Here is a 17,061-nt window from a genome sequence, read left to right on the forward strand (position 1 = left end):
TATGGATGACTCAAGCCATGTCCGTTACTGCCACTTTGGCAGTGGCTTTGCGGGTTACTAGCCTTTTACCAATACGCTTCCCGGCATTGTGCGTCGGCATTTCTATCACTACATGCATTGCCCACGCGATTGCCGTACTGAGTGCAACCTGAATTGCAAGTGCCAAGAAGGGTTCAATACCACAGCTGATCATGTAAGCCATGCCGGTGTACCCTAAAGCCGCATGACTGGCATAAAGCGGGTAGCTGATCTTGGAAAAGAATTGAATGATCGGACCACCGCTCCACTCTCTTGCGAAGAAATACAAGAACGCGAAAACCGCCAATGTGGATATATAGGACACTGGGACTTGCGCGTAAAGAGCTTGTGTTTTTGCGACGTAAACGAAAGCCACAGCCATGGCCACGATGGCAGCGATCAGTGTTTTTGTGTCGATAAGCTTTCTAAGATGATAGTTGAAAACTATACCCATGCTCATATAGAGAAGGTATGGCAGTGTCCAGAGAAAGTTTGCAGCTGTTATGGTTGGATCATTAGTAATATCAAAGTTTGAGCAAAGTGGTGCAAGGACAATGGCCGCAATGCAGATTAACGTGATCGGGTATAGCCGGCCCTTGCCTATGTCGCTCCAAAACAGAAGCACAAACAGATAGAATTTTGCTTCAATCTCCAATGTCCATACAATTCCGTCGATGTGGGATTGGCCGAGCCAATCCCTGAACAATGTCATGTTTGACAGAATTTGTGTGATTGGGATATCGAATTCTGCTGAGTTTACATAGCTGTTAAACCAAAGAGCAGAAACAGAGATCATCAGACCAAGCATGTAGGTCGGCCATATACGCAGCACTCGGCCGATCACGAACGCCGTACGACCACGCTGAAAGTTGCCGAGGCTTGCGGCTGCGTTTGGAATGACAAGGCCACTAACTAGAAAGAAAAATGCAACGGCAATTTGCCCAATGTTTAATTGGTTCATTGGGAATGGACTGAGAATGGCCATTGCCCACGGGAAAGGATAAAAGTCCAGGCTCGGGAAAGCTGAAAATTTCCCTTTCAAAGCGTTGAAGACGAAGACGTAGTGACCAAATAAAACAAGCAGAACGGCAATGCCGCGTAGAGAGTTCGCAAATTCGATTTTCTGCGTTGGATTTATTGTTTTCATTTTAGCTGTCCATTCATTTCGGCGCTGATCGCCATGTCTCCATAGGAGCGCCAATCTATATCCCATGCCTGAGGGGATGTAGTCACCGTGGTGCGCAGACAGTCAACGCCTGGCCGATAATTCGGATGGGTTAGGTGTGGCGCGCTGGCCGCTGAGGCCTTATCGGCGAGGGACGTCATGTGTCTGGAGCTCCATATGTCAATTCGCCTTGTTGAAGGCGCGGGTATCCTACGCGGTACAAAGCCGATACAGAAGGTTTTTGGGGATGAACGGGTTGACGCCGGCTTCTGCTTTATAGGGGGAGGATGTGATTTACTATCGGCGGAATAGGGTGATTGACGATCACCCAGCGGTGTATAAAAAGTACATTAAAAAGTACATCTGTTAGCCGTTGTTGGGTTAATGCCCAATGAATACTGGCATTTTATCCTTAATGCGGTTCCTGTCTCGGGCACCATATCCCCCTCGGTCATTTCACCTTTCTGCTCAGGTCCTCGACGGTACGCTTGAGGTTCTCGCCGTCATCAAAACATCGTGTGCACAACTTTTTGCGGGGAGATGCAAAGAGACGTGTAAATCCTCAGCCAAACGTCCTATATTCGGAGCCTGCCTGAGCACCGCCCAGCAGTTTTCAGATGATCCAGAATGGTTCTGAAGGCCAGATAAACCGGGCCTGATCCGGTTTTTGTGTCAGAGAGATCCTTGAAGATCCAGATCCATCTTCCATTCCCAGATCAGCGAGAACGCCATGACCGTTAAAGAGATGACCCAGGAAGCCCGACACGAAGAAGCGCTGAAGAAGTACGTGCTGGATAACCACGAACTGATGGACGAGATCAAGGACTTGAGTCCCGATGATCAGAAAGACCAGATTCAATGGGCTTTCGAGGACGAGGCCGAAGCCCAGGGCTTGCAGCCGTGGGAATTGAGCCTCAAATACACGTCGACACCGGAAGAGTACGAAGCAGAACGCCTGAAGCTGCATAAAGAAGCTGCCGAGGTGTTGGGCGTCGAGTGGGAAGAGTACTGCGAGATGAACAATCTGGTGGTTTGAGAGCAGATTCAAGCTTCAAGCGGCAAGCTACAAGTCAAAGCAGATCCGCTTGAAGCTTGCAGCTTGCCACTTGTAACTGCACCTCAGAGACTCAAACGCATCGACAGATCGACCGCCTTCACATCCTTGGTCATCGCACCGATCGAAATGTAATCCACCCCGGTCTGTGCAATCGGCAGCAACGTGCTTTCGTTGATCCCGCCGCTGGCCTCCAGCTTGGCCTTGCCGGCGTTCAAGCGCACGGCTTCGCGCATGTCGTCCAGGCTCAGTTCATCGAGCATGATGATGTCGGCACCGGCCGCCAGCGCTTCTTTCAATTCATCCAGGCTTTCCACTTCAACCTCGACCGGTTTGCCCGGGGCGATCTTGTGGGCGGCGGCGATGGCCTGCGCGATGCCGCCGCTGGCGGCGATGTGGTTTTCCTTGATCAGGAAGGCGTCATACAGGCCGATGCGGTGGTTATGGCAACTGCCGCAGGTTACGGCGTACTTTTGCGCCAGGCGCAGCCCCGGAATTGTTTTGCGGGTGTCCAGCAGCTTGACCTGAGTCTCGGCCACGAAGTCCGCCAGGTATTGCGCACGGGTCGCCACGCCGGAGAGCAGTTGCAGGAAGTTCAGGGCGCTGCGTTCGCCGGTCAGCAGCGAGCGCGCCGGGCCTTCGAGGTGGAACAGCACCTGATTGGGCGTCACCCGTTCACCGTCGGCAACCTGCCAGTGCACCGCCACCCGTGGGTCCAGTTGCCGAAACACGTTATCCACCCAGGCGGTGCCGCTGATGACGGCCGCATCGCGGGTAATGATGGTGGCTTTGGCCAGGCGCTCGGCCGGGATCAACTGCGCGGTGATGTCGCCGCTGCCGATGTCTTCACGCAACGCACGGCGCACGTTGGCTTCGATTTCGGCGGTCAGATCGGCGAGACGTAGGTTCGGCATAACGGACTCCACAAACAAAGTGGCTCGATTATAGGGCCATGGCACGGACCAACCCAAGGCATCAGAGCGTTACGTTGGCACCGGCACCTACATTTGGTCGAATCCCTGCCGTTGTCGCGTTGGTCATCGTTGCCGAGCAAACACCTGTTTGAGGGCAGATGCAGAGTCTTCTGGCACAAAGGGGAGTTTTTACAAGATAATCCGCCTTGTATTTGACGTCATGAGTTTGACGAGTCGAAGCATCACCGTTCCAGGGAGGCCGAATGCACAACGACGGGAATGTAGTGCCTTTGCACAAGGCAACTACCGACCAGGTGGCTCACTCGCCACTCGCCCGACTGCCGGCGATTCTTCTCCAGGTTCGCGACAAGGCCGCGCAACAACTGCGGCACGGATTGCAGGCACTGTTCGACAACGCCGACGACACCCTCTTCGAAATGGCCGACCGCGCCCGCTGTGGCGTCGAGCAAAACATCTTCTTTCAAGCGATGCGCGATTTGCGCCTCAAGCGCAAAAGCATCGAGCGGGTTTTTCTCGAACAGTTTTTCGCCGCGTTTATCCGTCTCGGCCAATACGAAAGCGCGCTTGCGGCCTTGCCCCAGGCCCTGGCGGCCGATACCTCGACGGTGCAACCCGATGTAGAGCTCGAGCGCACGGTCGCGGTGCAAGCGATGGTCAGCCGGGTGCTGGACCGCGACGGTTTCGCCCTGGACCAACTGACGGCCCGGCTCTGCGCCTTGTTGGGCAAGGCGCCGGGCGATCTGCACAATCCCCTGGGCCCAGCGATGCTCTGCGAGTACTTTTTGCAAGCCGCACGCCAGCTGGGGCTGGAGATCAAGGTCAAGCTGATCATCCTCACGTTGTTCGAACGTTATGTCCTCAGCGAGACCGATCAGCTTTACGCAGAAGCCAATCAGCTGCTGCTCGCCACCGGTGTGTTGCCCGACCTGAAACCGGCGCCGGTGTGTCGTACTACCGACCGACCTGACATCAGCGTTCAGGATGGACCGACCGATGAGGGCCCCGATCCGGTCTGCTTGCCGATCGATGAAAGTGTCCAGGAGGCTTTCGCCGCGTTGCAGGTCCTGCTGCTCAACGTTCGCGGCAGCCTGTCGCCTGTGCTGGAAGTCAGTGCCACGGCACAGCCGATTTCCACGCGCGATCTGTTGCGCCTGCTTTCGCACTTGCAGCAATACGTGCCGGCACCGGCGGCCGTCGATGATTTTGATCTGCACAACCAGCTCGAACAGTTACTGACCCGGGTCAGTGTCAAAAGCGGCAGGTCACGGGTTTTCGGGGAGGCCGATGAGGATGTGATCAACCTGGTCGCCATGCTTTTCGAATGCATGCTCGATGATCGCAACCTGCCGGATTCCCTCAAGGTACTGATCGGCCGATTGCAGATTCCACTGGTCAAGGTGGCGGTGCTCGACAAGAGTTTCTTCAGCCGCAGCAGTCATCCGGCACGGCGTCTGCTCAACGAAATCGCCAACGCAGCCATGGGGTGGGGCGTCAGTGACGATCATGAGCGTGACAACCTTTACGTGCGCATCGACCAGGTCGTACAGCGTCTGTTGAATGACTTTGTCGATGATCCGGCGATATTTTCCGAACTGCTGGCTGACTTTCTCGCGTTTACCCAGGATGAGCGCCGTCGCAGCGAGTGGCTTGTGCAGTGCGTTCGCGACGCCGAGCACGGGCGGGCCAATTCGCCTGGGAAGGCGTCGATGATGGTCGAGGTGCAGGAGCCTGTCGATCAAATGCATCCAGGCTGCTGGGTGGAGTTTCAGGAAGACCCGGAAAATACCCTTCGCTGCAAACTGGTGGCTGTCATTGAAACCACCGGCAAATACATCTTCGTCAACCGCACTGGCATGAAAGTGCTCGAGCGCAGCCGCACCGACCTGGCCCAGGAGCTGCGCAACGGCGTGGCGCGAGTGCTTGACGACACCTTGTTGTTCGAGCGGGCACTGGAGTCGGTGATCGGCAACCTCAAGCGACTCAAACGCGGCAAGTGATCGCGCCCCGGGGGATTATCGCGGCATACTGTGCCAACACAGTCGACGTTGAAGGAATCGGTATGCAGTTGGACCTCGCGAGCGGTTGGATTCAGGGAGTGCATCACTGCCCTTCACCCAACTTCAATGCGCGCCCCACAGGCGAAGTTTCCCTGCTGGTGATCCACAACATCAGCCTGCCGCCGGCGCAGTTCGCCACCGGCAAGGTGCAGGAATTTTTCCAGAATCGTCTGGATGTCACCGAACACCCCTATTTTGAAGGGATCGCGGATTTGCGGGTGTCGGCGCACTTTCTGATCGAGCGTGATGGTACCGTCACCCAGTTTGTTTCGTGCCTTGAGCGTGCGTGGCATGCGGGGGTCTCGAGCTTCGAGGGACGGGAAACCTGTAACGATTTTTCCGTGGGCATCGAACTCGAAGGCACGGATGATCTGCCGTTCACCGACGCGCAATACAGCGCGTTGACAGCCCTGACCCGCCAGTTGCAACAGGCGTTCACGGCAATCACGACGGAGCGCATCTGCGGGCACAGTGACATTGCACCGGGGCGCAAAACCGATCCAGGGCCGACGTTCGACTGGGCACGCTATCGTGCCGCCTTGGCACAAGAGGAAGGACGATGAGTTTTCTGGTGTTGCTGTTGGCGGTGTGGATCGAGAAGTTCTCGGCCTTGCGCCATCGGGTTCAGCGTGACAATGGCTGGACACACGAGCTGAACAAACTTGAAGCCAGCCCGCGACTTTCGAACCGACCATGGCTGGTGCTGGCGGCACTGGTCTTGTTGCCGGTGGCGTTGCTGGCTTTGCTGCTGGTCGTCATCGAGCCGGTGGCCTACGGGTTGCTGGCGTTGCCGATCCATTTGCTGGTGGTTATCTACAGCCTGGGGCGCGGTGATCTGCTGGGCGATCTCGGGCCGTTCCGCGATGCCTGGCGTCGGGAGGACCTGCAAGCGGCGGCCCATGTCGCCAAGCGCGACCTGGATATCTGTGCAGACAATGGCGAGCAGCTACTGGAGCAGGTCGAAGGGCATTTGCTGTGGGAGGCCTACCAGAGCTTTTTCGCGGTGATTTTCTGGTACTTCCTGTTGGGACCGGTCGCGGCGCTGAGTTATCGGCTGCTGGCGCTGGCCGAAGAACACGGGAAAAACCCTGCAGTGGTCGAGCGCGCCGGGCAACTGCGTCACGCCTTTGACTGGTTGCCGGTGCGTCTGCTGGCGGCGAGCCTGGCGTTGGTCGGCAATTTTGTCGCGGTCAGTCGGGTCATGCTGCATGAGCTGCTGAACTGGAACATCAGCGCCGCGCAATTGATCGTGAAAGTCGGGCTGGTGGCCGGTGAAATTCCGGCACCGGTGACCGGTGCGGAAGGTATCAACAATCTGGACCGCATTTGGGCGCTGCTGCTGCGTGCGGCGGTGCTCTGGTATGCTGGGTTTGCATTGTGGACGGTCCTGCATTAGTCCAGCAGTCAATGCCCCCTCGCCACTGGGCGATCACTAGTCCGAAGTGCTTCGCCCTGTCGTTAACCTTAAGTTACAAAACCTCCTGCCGATTTAAGTTATACAGAGATAGCGCCGAATAGTGGCTATCTGCTGTCTGTCTGCGCCTGCCAATAAAAAAAATAAGAAATTGAAGGGAGACATCCAGTGAAGAGCTTGCTCTATCCCGCTGTCGCACTGATGAACCGCCTGAGCTTCGGCATGAAGTTCAGCCTGATCAGCGTACTGTTCCTGGTGCCGATGCTGGTGACCAACTTCTATCTGGTGCGTGACTCCTATCGCGAATTCCAGGGCACGCGCATCGAACTGCAAAGTCTCGACCTGTTGGGCAACAGCCTGGCGTTGCGGCGCGATCTGGAAACCCTGAACAACCTGGTGCAGATCAATGTCAGCCTCGGCCAATCCGGCAAGGCCGGCAATGTCGAATCGAAAATCAGCGCCCTTGAGCAGAATATTTTGACTCGCCTGCAAGGGCTGACGGCGATGACCGGCGACCCGGAGCAGGTCGCGGTGTTTGATGGCAAACGCGATGAAATGATCGCCGCGTTCAAGGCCCAGCAAACGGAAAACTCCCTGCAAAGCAAAAGTGCCTTGATCGGCAAGCTGGTGGGCAGCGCGCAGATTTTCAGCCAGCTCATCACCAGCCAGTCCGGCCTCAGTCGCGACAACCAGAGCGACATGCGCCAGTTGAGCGAACTCGTCACCCTCGTCACGCCACGGGTCACCCAGATCCTGGGCGAAGGTCGGGCAATGGGCTCTTATTCGCTGGGGCAGGGGTTCATCAATTCGGCTTCAAGTACCCGTTTCGATGAATTGCTGGCGCAGATTGAAAAGCTCCAGGCCGAGTATGGCCTGAAGTTGCAGGATGCCCTGGGTTCCAGCAAGGCTGCGCGTGAGACCTTGGCCGCTCAGGCCGATAGCAGCCGGGCATCCTTGAAGAAAGCCAGCGAGCTGTTCGAAGAGCAAGTGGTCATGGCCGATACCCTCGATGCACCGTGGCAGGGCTTTTACGATCAGGTCACCGCCCTGATGGACCAGACCTACCAACTCAATGAAGCAACCCTGAAGTATCTCGGCCCGCAGTTGCAGCAACGCCTGGACCAGAACCGTACACACATGATCTTGCAGGCCGTGGCGCTGTCTGTGGTGTTTGTACTGATCTTCTACCTCTACGGCGGTTTCTATGCCTCGACCCGCACCACGCTCAAGCGCCTGGGAGCTGTGATGGACAAGGTGGCGGCCGGCGACATGACCGTGACCTTCAGCGCCCACAGCCGCGATGAGCTGGGGGAGTTGGGTGAGGTGTTCAACGGCACCGTGAAAAAGATCCATGACCTGATCGAGCGGGTGGGGCAGACCGTCAGTGAAGTCGAGCGTCAGGCCGGGCAAGTGGAAAACGTTTCCGCGCAAAGCAACCAGGCCGTCGCCGGGCAGCGCACGCAGATCGAACAAGTGGCTACGGCCATGAACCAGATGTCAGCCACTTCCCAGGAGGTCGCGCGCAGTGCCGCCGCGGCGGTGAGCAGTGCCCACAGTGTCAACGACGAGACCATCAGTGGCCGCGGCCTGGTGGAGTCGCAGCAAGGCAGCATTGCCGCGCTGGCCAACGAGATCGATCAATCGGTGCTGGTGATCAACCAACTGGCCAGCGACAGCCAGTCCATCAGCCGCGTACTCGAAGTGATCAAGAGCATCGCCGAGCAGACCAACCTGCTGGCGCTCAATGCCGCCATCGAGGCCGCACGGGCCGGTGAGCAGGGCCGTGGTTTCGCCGTGGTAGCCGATGAAGTCCGGACCCTGGCCAAGCGAACCCAGCAATCGACCGAAGAAATCGAACAGATGATCGCCAGGCTCCATGGTGGTGTCGGCGCGGCGGTCAAGGCCATGGGTACCAGCCATGAAATGGCCAGCGGCACGGTGGGGCAGTCGGAGAAGGTCCAGCAGGCGCTGGAAAACATCCTGGGAGCGGTCGGCATGATCGTCGACCAGAACCAGCAGATTGCCGCCGCCGTGGAGCAGCAAACCGCCGTGGCCCACGACATCGACCAGAACATCGTCGAGATCAATCGCGCCGGCGAGCGTACCGCTGAAGGTGCGCATCAGACCGAAGACGCCAGCCGGGCGTTGTCGGCCCAGGTCGTGGAGTTGAAGCAGTTGATCAGCGCGTTTCGGGTCTGAAGGCGTCCTGGGATCCTGTGGGAGCAAGCCCGCTCCCACAGGGTTTGGAGTGCTGTCGGAAAGTTTTGTAATACTTTTTCCCTTTCCAGGTGGGAGTCCTCCTGATTCTCTTCGTGCGCTGGCATTTTGAGTTCAATCAAGGAAGATTAACGCGGCTTACCGCCTGGAGGAGGCTTGCTCATGTCTGCTGCAACAATAGGAGTCCAGGGGCGCTGTGCGCATTGTCAGCGCACGTTGCTGCTGCAACCCTGGCAACTCAATGCCATTGCGATCAATGAAGCGTTTACCTGTACTCACTGTCAGAAACGCGTTCAGTTAAGTTGTCCGGAACAGATCCGGCGCTTCAAGTCCCTCGACTCTTTTTCACTGTTGCGCGCCAGCCTGCGGGTGATGGTCTGCACCGCATTGCTGGTGGCGTTGGTGATGGAGTGGGTGGGAATGCTCAGCGTCATCGAACAGCTGAATGCTTCGCTGATCGTCTTGTTCGTGTATTTCGCGGTGGTCCGTTACTTCCGTCGGCGCCAGCACCTGACGCTGATCCTGGAAGTTGCCAGGGCTCACGCTGACTGATTACCAGCCGAACACTTCGCAGCTGTTGGCGGTGCTGGCAGCCGCCAGTCGTTCCGGGCTGATCGCCATCCATTGCGCCAGTGCCGTGCAGATCGCCGGCAGGTGTGCCGGGCTGTTGCGCTGGCCGGGGAACATGGCAGGGGCCATGTCCGGGGAGTCGGTTTCCAGCACCACCGAATCCAGTGGCAGTTCGCCGAGCACGCGGTGCATGCGCAGCGCCTGCGGCCAGGTCGGGGCGCCACCAAGGCCGAGCTTGAAACCAAGCTTGATGTATTCCCGAGCTTCCTCCTGGCTGCCGGCGAAGGCGTGGATGATGCCGGCCCGTTTCAGGCGAAAGCGTTTGAGCGTGGCAATCACCGCCGCATGGCTACGCCGCACATGGATCAATGCCGGAAGCGCGAAATCCGCCGCCAATTGCAATTGCGCCTCGAACAACGCCTGCTGGCGGTCGCGGTCCAGGGTTTCGATGAAGTAATCCAGGCCGATCTCGCCGACGGCACACAGTTGTCGATGGCCAGCCAGACGGGTCAGCCAGTCGGCGAGTTCGCTGAGGTGTTGCGGGCGATGATCGTCCAGGTAAACCGGGTGCAATCCGAACGCGGCGTGCAGGTCGGGATCACTCTGCACCAACTCCCATACTCGCTGCCAATTGGCCTGATAAACCCCCAGCACCACGATCCGCCGCACCCCGAGGGCGCGGCTTTCGGCCAGCAGCGCCTGACGGTCAGCGTCGAAGTCCGGAAAATCCAGATGGGTGTGGGTGTCGATCAGCTCCACGGTTCAGTCCTGGCGAATACGCTGCTTGAACGTGCGCGCGATGGCTTGTACGCCAGGCCGGTAATCAGACTGCTCGATGGCTGCCAGGGCCAGCGCGAGGGCCTTGTCGGCGATCAACTGGTGTTGCTGGGCCATGGCGTTGACCGGTAGCGGCAGGAAGTCCAGCAACTGGGTGTCGCCGAATGTGCCGAGTCGCAGCGGGCGGTTTTTCAACGGGAAGTCGTGCAGTGCATCGAACACGCCCTGAAGCAGCACGTAGGATGTGGTCACCAGGGCATCGGGCAAATGGCCCAGACGCTGCAGCAACTCTTCCATCAGTTGTTTGCCGCACTCGCGGCTGAAGGACTCACCTTCTTCGATCAGCACCTCGCCGTTGAACCCGGCGAGCGCCTCTTTGAAGCCGGCGCAACGTTCCTGGCTGATGCTCAGCTCCGGGCGGGCGCCGATCAGCGCGATCTGTTTGGGCAAGGGATCGAGCAGGCTGCGGGTCAGTTGCAGGCTGGCCTCGCGGTCGTCACTGATCACCGAGCAGAAATGCTCGGGTTCCATGACCCGGTCGATGGCGATGATCGGAATGCCCTTGGCCTGCAATTGGCGATAGCTGTCGTCGCCGGCCGGCAGGCAGCTGGCAACGATCAGTGCGTCGCAGCGCCGGGCGCGGAACAGTTGAAGCAATTGCCGTTCGCTGTCCGGTGCATCGTCGGAACTTGCGATCAGCAACTGATAACCCCGGGCCCGCGCACCTTGCTCCAGCAATTTGGCGATTCGCGCGTAACTGGGGTTTTCCAGATCCGGCAGAATGAACCCCAATGTGCGGGTGTGCCGGCTGCGCAAACCGGCAGCCTGCGGGTTAGGCGTGAAGCCATGTTGTTCGACGACCGCGCGCACGCGTTCGACGGTAGCGCTGCTGATGCGCTGTTGTTCGGCCTTGCCATTGATGACATAGCTGGCGGTGGTGACGGACACACCGGCCAACTGGGCGATATCACTGAGTTTCAACCCGCTGTTTCCTTGTTTTTTCGAGATTGCCTCGACATTTTCGTCAATCCTAACCGATTAAGGCAGGCGACCATTGTCGCAACGCATCCGACAAGTTGGACTTCAAGGATGGGCCAATATCGAGTAACGTGCCAATCGATATAGATTAAACGTTTCAGCAGGCGTATTTTCTACGTTTTAGGCGCCTTTGGCCGGTTCTGCCGTAAAACCGCCAAAAGCGATGACCAAGCGCCTAAGCTGACTCATTCAAAACAATACCTGGTGCCCCAAGGCGCCAAAAAGGAGAAAGCATGCTCGAGCTCACTGTAGAGCAGATTTCCATGGGCCAATCGGCTGTGGATAAATCCGCAGCGCTGCAATTGCTGGCCCGGCATCTGGTTGCCGACGGCCTGGTTGCCGAGGGTTATCTCGCTGGTTTGCAGGCGCGGGAAGCCCAGGGCTCGACCTTTCTCGGTCAAGGTATTGCCATTCCCCACGGTACCCCCGAAACCCGCGACCTGGTGTTCACCACCGGCGTGCGCCTGATGCAGTTCCCCGATGGCGTGGACTGGGGCGATGGTCATATCGTTTACCTGGCGATCGGTATCGCCGCCAAATCCGATGAGCATCTGCGCCTGTTGCAATTGCTCACCCGCGCCCTCGGCGAGACTGACCTGGGCCAGGCCCTGCGTCGCGCCGGTTCCGCCGAAGCCTTGCTGAAGTTGTTGCAAGGCGCGCCACAGGAACTGGCGCTGGATGCGCAGATGATCGGCCTCGGTGTGGCGGCCGAAGATTTCGAAGAGCTGGTCTGGCGCGGCGCACGTCTGCTGCGGCAGGCCGACTGTGTGAGCAACGGTTTCTCCGCAGTGCTGCAGCAGGTTGAAGCGCTGCCCCTGGGCGATGGCCTGTGGTGGCTGCACAGCGAGCAGACGGTAAAGCGTCCGGGCCTGGCCTTCGTCACCCCGGACAGACCGCTGCGCTATCTCGGCCAGCCACTCAATGGATTGTTCTGCCTGGCCAGCCTCGGTGAGGCCCATCAAGCGCTGCTCGAACGCCTGTGCGCGTTGTTGATCGAAGGGCGTGGCCATGAGTTGGGGCGCGCCACCAGCAGCCGCAAAGTCCTCGAAGTGCTCGGTGGTGAAGTGCCCGCCGACTGGCCCAGCACGCGAATTGCATTGGCCAACGCCCACGGTCTGCATGCGCGGCCGGCGAAAATCCTCGCGCAACTGGCAAAGAGTTTTGACGGTGACATCCGTGTGCGCATCGTCGATGGTCACGACAGTGCCGTGTCGGTGAAGAGCTTGAGCAAGTTGCTCAGCCTCGGCGCCCGTCGGGGGCAGGTCCTGGAAATCATCGCCGAACCGAGCATCGCGGCGGATGCGTTGCCGGCCTTGTTGGCCGCCATCGAAGAAGGTCTTGGTGAGGAAGTCGAACCGCTGCCGCCGGTAAGCCAGGTGCGCGAAGTCGTTGGCGATGTGGCCGAAGTGGTCCTCGCCCCAATTTCAGGCAGTGTGGTCCAGGCTATTGCCGCCGCTCCGGGAATCGCCATCGGCCCGGCGCATATTCAAGTGCTGCAAACCATCGATTACCCGTTGCGCGGCGAGTCTGCCGGCATCGAGCGTGAACGTCTCCAGCAAGCTCTGGCGCAGGTACGCCGTGACATCCAGGGCCTGATCGAGCGCAGCAAAAGCAAAGCCATCCGCGAAATCTTCATCACTCACCAAGAGATGCTCGACGACCCGGAACTGACCGATGAGGTCGATACGCGCCTCAAGCACGGCGAAAGCGCTGAGGCGGCGTGGATGGCCGTGATAGAAGCGGCGGCCCGGCAGCAGGAAGCGTTGCAGGATGCCTTGCTCGCCGAGCGCGCTGCCGACTTGCGCGACATCGGGCGTCGGGTGTTGATGCAGCTCAGCGGCATCGAAACCCCGAGCGAACCGGACCAACCGTACATTCTGGTGATGGATGAGGTCGGCCCGTCCGACGTCGCGCGTCTCGACCCCGCTCGCGTGGCGGGGATTCTCACCGCCCGGGGTGGCGCTACTGCGCACAGTGCGATTGTCGCCCGGGCTCTGGGCATTCCGGCACTGGTCGGCGCCGGCCCTGGCGTGTTGCTGCTGGCGCCGGGTACGCCGTTGCTGCTCGATGGCCAGCGTGGTCGCCTGCATGTGGACGCTGACGCGGCGACCTTGCAGCGCGCCACGGCCGAACGCGATACCCGCGAGCAGCGCTTGAAGGCGGCTGCGGAACGGCGTCATCAACCGGCGCTGACCACCGATGGCCACGCCGTCGAAGTGTTCGCCAACATTGGTGAAAGCGCTGGCGTGACCAGCGCGGTGGAGCAGGGCGCCGAAGGCATTGGCCTGTTGCGCACCGAACTGATTTTCATGGCCCACCCGCAGGCGCCCGACGAAGCGACTCAGGAAATCGAGTACCGCCGGGTCCTCGACGGTCTGGCCGGGCGGCCGCTGGTGGTGCGTACCCTCGATGTCGGTGGCGACAAACCGCTACCGTACTGGCCGATAGCGAAGGAAGAAAACCCCTTCCTCGGCGTGCGCGGCATTCGCCTGACCTTGCAGCGCCCGCAGATCATGGAAGCGCAATTGCGCGCCTTGCTGCGGGCTGCCGACAACCGGCCGCTGCGGATCATGTTCCCGATGGTGGGCAGCGTCGACGAGTGGCGCCAGGCCCGTGACATGACCGAACGCCTGCGCCAGGAAATCCCGGTTGCCGACCTGCAACTGGGGATCATGATCGAAGTGCCATCGGCGGCGTTGCTGGCGCCGGTGCTGGCCAAAGAGGTCGATTTTTTCAGCGTCGGTACCAACGACCTGACCCAATACACCCTGGCCATCGACCGTGGCCATCCGACGCTGTCGGCCCAGGCCGATGGTTTGCATCCGGCGGTACTGCAACTGATCGACATCACCGTGCGCGCGGCCCATGCCCACGGCAAATGGGTCGGTGTATGCGGTGAGCTGGCGGCCGACCCTCTGGCGGTGCCGGTGCTGGTCGGCCTCGGGGTGGATGAGCTCAGCGTCGGGGCGCGCAGCATTGCCGAAGTCAAGGCGCGGATTCGCGAACTGGGCTTCACTCAGACTCAAACCCTTGCCCGACAGGCCTTGGCCGTGGGCAGCGCCAATGAAGTGCGCGCATTAGTGGAGGCCCTGTAATGGCCCGGATTCTTACCCTGACCCTCAACCCGGCGCTGGACCTGACCGTCCAGTTGCCGCGCCTTGAAGCCGGCCAGGTCAACCGCAGCGATGTGATGCACACCCACGCCGCCGGCAAAGGTGTGAACGTGGCGCAGGTGCTGGCGGACCTTGGGCATCAGCTGACCGTCAGTGGCTTTCTTGGCGAAGACAACCTGCAAGCGTTCGAAACATTGTTCGCCAAACGCGGCTTTGTCGATGCCTTCATCCGTGTTCCGGGCGAGACCCGCAGCAATATCAAACTGGCGGAAAGCGATGGCCGCATCACCGACATCAACGGGCCGGGGCCACAGGTCAGCGAAGCGGCGCAGCAGGCCTTGATCGATCGACTGGAGCAGATTGCCCCGGGGCACGATGCGGTGGTTGTCGCCGGAAGCTTGCCGTTGGGCGTCAGCGCGCAATGGTTGCAGGCGTTGATCTTGCGCTTGAAAAACCTGGGGCTGAACGTCGCCCTCGACACCAGCGGTGAGGCGCTGCGTGCAGCGCTCAAAGCGGGGCCGTGGCTGATCAAGCCCAACACTGAAGAGCTGGCCGAGGTGCTGGACTGCGAGGTCGTGTCGGTCAGTGCCCAGGCCTTGGCGGCGGAGCGCTTGCACGCCCAGGGCATCGAGCATGTGGTGATCTCCCACGGTGCCGAAGGCGTGAACTGGTTCAGCGTCGGCTCGGCACTGCATGCCACGCCACCCAAGGTCAGCGTCGCCAGCACGGTGGGCGCGGGTGATTCGTTGCTGGCGGGGATGCTCCACGGTTTGCTCAGTGCCGATACGCCGGAGCAGACCTTGCGCACCGCCACGGCGATTGCCGCGATGGCGGTGACCCAGATCGGATTCGGCATTGGCGACGCAGCGCAACTGGCGCAGCTCGAACAGGGTGTGCGCGTGCGTCCCCTGACAGAACAATAAGAGGGTTTGTCATGAAGTTAGCCATCATTACGGCCTGCCCGAACGGCATGGTCACCAGTGTGCTGTGTGCCCGGCTGCTCGACGCTGCGGCCCAGCGTCAGGGCTGGAGCACCAGTGTCGAAGTCACCGATGCCGCGCATCCCGAAAAGCAACTGTCGGCGGCCACCCTCGACGCGGCCGAGTGGGTGCTGCTGGTGACCAGCGCGCCAGTGGACATGTCGCGGTTTGTCGGCAAGCGGGTGTTCCAGAGCACTCCGGCTCAGGCCTTGCAGGACGTGGAAACGGTGCTGCGGCGGGGAGCGCAGGAGGCACAGGTCTACGTCGCTACCGAAACCGTCGTCGAACCTGTGGCGGTCGTCCAGAACGCGCCGCGACTGGTGGCCGTCACCGCGTGCCCGACGGGTGTCGCTCACACGTTCATGGCCGCCGAGGCCTTGCAGCAAGCGGCCAAGCGCCTGGGCTATGACTTGCAAGTGGAAACCCAGGGCTCGGTCGGCGCACGCAATCCGTTGAGCGCGCAAGCCATTGCCGAGGCCGATGTGGTGCTGCTGGCGGCCGATATCGAAGTCGCCACCGAGCGTTTCGCCGGCAAGAAAATCTATCGCTGCGGCACCGGCATTGCTCTCAAGCAAGCTGAAGCGACCTTGAAAAAGGCCTTGGCCGAAGGCCAGCAGGAAAGCGCATCGAGCGCTGCCAAGACAACGGCCAAACAGGAGAAGACCGGCGTCTATAAACACCTTCTGACCGGCGTGTCGTTCATGTTGCCGATGGTGGTGGCCGGTGGCTTGATGATCGCCCTGTCGTTCGTGTTCGGCATCACCGCGTTCAAGGAGGAGGGCACGCTGGCGGCGGCGTTGATGCAGATCGGTGGCGACACCGCGTTCAAGCTGATGGTGCCGCTGCTGGCAGGCTATATCGCCTATTCCATCGCCGACCGTCCGGGCCTCGCGCCGGGGATGATCGGCGGCCTGCTGGCGAGTACCCTGGGTGCCGGTTTCATCGGCGGGATCATTGCCGGTTTCCTTGCCGGTTACGCGGCCAAGGCGATCAACCGTTATGCGCGATTGCCGCAGAGCCTTGAGGCGCTGAAGCCGATCCTGATCATCCCGCTGCTGGCGAGTCTGTTCACCGGTCTGGTGATGATCTACGTGGTCGGCAAACCGGTGGCCGGGATGCTTTCCGGGCTTACGCATTTCCTCGACAGCATGGGCACCACCAATGCGATTCTGCTGGGTGTGTTGCTGGGCGGCATGATGTGCGTCGACCTCGGCGGGCCGATCAACAAGGCGGCCTATGCGTTCTCGGTGGGCTTGCTGGCGTCGCAGAGTTACGCGCCGATGGCGGCGACCATGGCGGCCGGCATGGTGCCGCCGATCGGCCTGGGCATCGCCACGTTCATTGCCCGACGCAAGTTCGCGCAGACTGAGCGCGAGGCCGGTAAGGCAGCGCTGGTGCTGGGGCTGTGCTTCATCTCCGAAGGGGCGATTCCGTTTGCGGCGAAAGATCCGTTGCGGGTGATTCCGGCGAGCATCGCCGGCGGTGCGCTGACCGGTGCGCTGTCGATGTATTTCGGCTGCAAACTGATGGCACCCCACGGTGGGTTGTTCGTGCTGGCGATCCCGAATGCGATCAACCACGCGCTGCTTTATTTGTTGGCGATTGTGGCGGGGAGCCTGTTGACTGCGGTGGTGTATGCGCTGGTGAAACGACCGGAGGTGGTGGAGTTGGCGGTAGAACCCGTCACCGCCTGACACTTGCCCGCTCCCACAAGGGATCTGTG

The 17,061-nt window shown here is 60.1% G+C and carries 13 protein-coding genes; 9 read left to right on the forward strand and 4 right to left on the reverse strand.

The window, feature by feature from the left end; translation table 11 throughout:
• Nucleotides 1–10 precede the first annotated feature (10 nt).
• Entirely contained in the window at nt 11–1,165 is a 1,155-nt protein-coding gene (locus KGA96_RS17535) for an acyltransferase family protein (protein ID WP_223513999.1), read from the reverse strand.
• Nucleotides 1,166–1,913: 748 nt separating this feature from the next.
• On the opposite strand from KGA96_RS17535, the gene KGA96_RS17540 reads away from it, so the two are divergent.
• Entirely contained in the window at nt 1,914–2,219 is a 306-nt protein-coding gene (locus KGA96_RS17540) for a DUF6388 family protein (RefSeq protein WP_046038717.1), read from the forward strand.
• Between the two features lie 83 nt (nt 2,220–2,302).
• Here KGA96_RS17540 and nadC read toward each other — a convergent pair whose 3' ends face one another.
• Entirely contained in the window at nt 2,303–3,151 is an 849-nt protein-coding gene (gene nadC, locus KGA96_RS17545) for a carboxylating nicotinate-nucleotide diphosphorylase (protein ID WP_223514001.1), read from the reverse strand.
• Between the two features lie 263 nt (nt 3,152–3,414).
• Here nadC and KGA96_RS17550 point away from each other — a divergent pair, with 263 nt between their 5' ends.
• The 5 genes from KGA96_RS17550 (at nt 3,415) to KGA96_RS17570 (ending at nt 9,412) form a co-directional block, all read left to right on the forward strand.
• A complete protein-coding gene (locus KGA96_RS17550; protein ID WP_046038722.1) occupies nt 3,415–5,169 on the forward strand; it encodes a DUF1631 domain-containing protein in 1,755 nt (584 codons plus the stop codon).
• A gap of 62 nt (nt 5,170–5,231) precedes the next feature.
• Complete coding sequence (ampD, locus tag KGA96_RS17555) at nt 5,232–5,792, forward strand: 1,6-anhydro-N-acetylmuramyl-L-alanine amidase AmpD (protein ID WP_223514004.1); 561 nt, start codon at nt 5,232–5,234, stop codon at nt 5,790–5,792.
• A complete protein-coding gene (ampE, locus tag KGA96_RS17560) occupies nt 5,789–6,625 on the forward strand; it encodes a regulatory signaling modulator protein AmpE (RefSeq protein ID WP_046038725.1) in 837 nt (278 codons plus the stop codon). Before ampD ends, ampE begins: the two co-directional genes overlap by 4 nt.
• Nucleotides 6,626–6,811: 186 nt before the next feature.
• A complete protein-coding gene (locus tag KGA96_RS17565; RefSeq protein WP_046038727.1) occupies nt 6,812–8,842 on the forward strand; it encodes a methyl-accepting chemotaxis protein in 2,031 nt (676 codons plus the stop codon).
• 180 nt (nt 8,843–9,022) lie between these two features.
• On the forward strand, nt 9,023–9,412 hold the full coding sequence (locus tag KGA96_RS17570; protein WP_046038728.1) for a hypothetical protein: 390 nt from the start codon (nt 9,023–9,025) through the stop codon (nt 9,410–9,412).
• Here KGA96_RS17570 and KGA96_RS17575 read toward each other — a convergent pair whose 3' ends face one another.
• Nucleotides 9,413–10,189, reverse strand: coding sequence for a TatD family hydrolase (locus KGA96_RS17575; protein WP_046038730.1), 777 nt, complete (start codon nt 10,187–10,189; stop codon nt 9,413–9,415). It lies immediately after the preceding gene.
• 3 nt (nt 10,190–10,192) lie between these two features.
• Nucleotides 10,193–11,188, reverse strand: a complete 996-nt coding sequence (gene cra / locus KGA96_RS17580) for a catabolite repressor/activator (protein ID WP_046038732.1) — start codon at nt 11,186–11,188, stop codon at nt 10,193–10,195.
• A gap of 290 nt (nt 11,189–11,478) precedes the next feature.
• Here cra and ptsP point away from each other — a divergent pair, with 290 nt between their 5' ends.
• Genes ptsP through KGA96_RS17595 form a run of 3 tightly spaced genes read left to right on the forward strand, consistent with a single transcriptional unit; the run spans nt 11,479 to nt 17,032 of the window.
• Nucleotides 11,479–14,340: a phosphoenolpyruvate--protein phosphotransferase gene (gene ptsP, locus KGA96_RS17585; RefSeq protein ID WP_223466093.1), complete on the forward strand. Its 2,862-nt coding sequence runs from the start codon at nt 11,479–11,481 to the stop codon at nt 14,338–14,340.
• Nucleotides 14,340–15,281 (forward strand): 1-phosphofructokinase, encoded by a 942-nt coding sequence (gene pfkB / locus KGA96_RS17590; RefSeq protein WP_046038736.1) that lies wholly within the window; start codon nt 14,340–14,342, stop codon nt 15,279–15,281. The genes ptsP and pfkB overlap by 1 nt, the downstream gene beginning before the upstream one ends.
• Nucleotides 15,282–15,292: 11 nt before the next feature.
• Nucleotides 15,293–17,032 carry a PTS fructose-like transporter subunit IIB gene (locus KGA96_RS17595; protein WP_223514007.1) on the forward strand — a complete coding sequence of 580 codons (1,740 nt, stop codon included), beginning with the start codon at nt 15,293–15,295 and terminating at the stop codon, nt 17,030–17,032.
• Nucleotides 17,033–17,061 lie beyond the last annotated feature (29 nt).

This window comes from Pseudomonas sp. GL-R-26, from assembly GCF_019947365.1.
In the GTDB taxonomy this organism is placed as follows: domain Bacteria; phylum Pseudomonadota; class Gammaproteobacteria; order Pseudomonadales; family Pseudomonadaceae; genus Aquipseudomonas.

What these genes read in the sequence shown, in the direction of transcription:
- ampE (WP_046038725.1), top strand. Translation starts at nt 5,789, where the DNA reads ATGAGTTTTCTGGTGTTGCTGTTGGCGGTGTGGATCGAGAAGTTCTCG.
- KGA96_RS17595 (WP_223514007.1), top strand. Translation starts at nt 15,293, where the DNA reads ATGAAGTTAGCCATCATTACGGCCTGCCCGAACGGCATGGTCACCAGT.
- ptsP (WP_223466093.1), top strand. Translation starts at nt 11,479, where the DNA reads ATGCTCGAGCTCACTGTAGAGCAGATTTCCATGGGCCAATCGGCTGTG.
- pfkB (WP_046038736.1), top strand. Translation starts at nt 14,340, where the DNA reads ATGGCCCGGATTCTTACCCTGACCCTCAACCCGGCGCTGGACCTGACC.
- KGA96_RS17570 (WP_046038728.1), top strand. Translation starts at nt 9,023, where the DNA reads ATGTCTGCTGCAACAATAGGAGTCCAGGGGCGCTGTGCGCATTGTCAG.
- KGA96_RS17540 (WP_046038717.1), top strand. Translation starts at nt 1,914, where the DNA reads ATGACCGTTAAAGAGATGACCCAGGAAGCCCGACACGAAGAAGCGCTG.
- KGA96_RS17535 (WP_223513999.1), bottom strand. Translation starts at nt 1,165, where the DNA reads ATGAAAACAATAAATCCAACGCAGAAAATCGAATTTGCGAACTCTCTA.
- KGA96_RS17550 (WP_046038722.1), top strand. Translation starts at nt 3,415, where the DNA reads ATGCACAACGACGGGAATGTAGTGCCTTTGCACAAGGCAACTACCGAC.
- nadC (WP_223514001.1), bottom strand. Translation starts at nt 3,151, where the DNA reads ATGCCGAACCTACGTCTCGCCGATCTGACCGCCGAAATCGAAGCCAAC.
- ampD (WP_223514004.1), top strand. Translation starts at nt 5,232, where the DNA reads ATGCAGTTGGACCTCGCGAGCGGTTGGATTCAGGGAGTGCATCACTGC.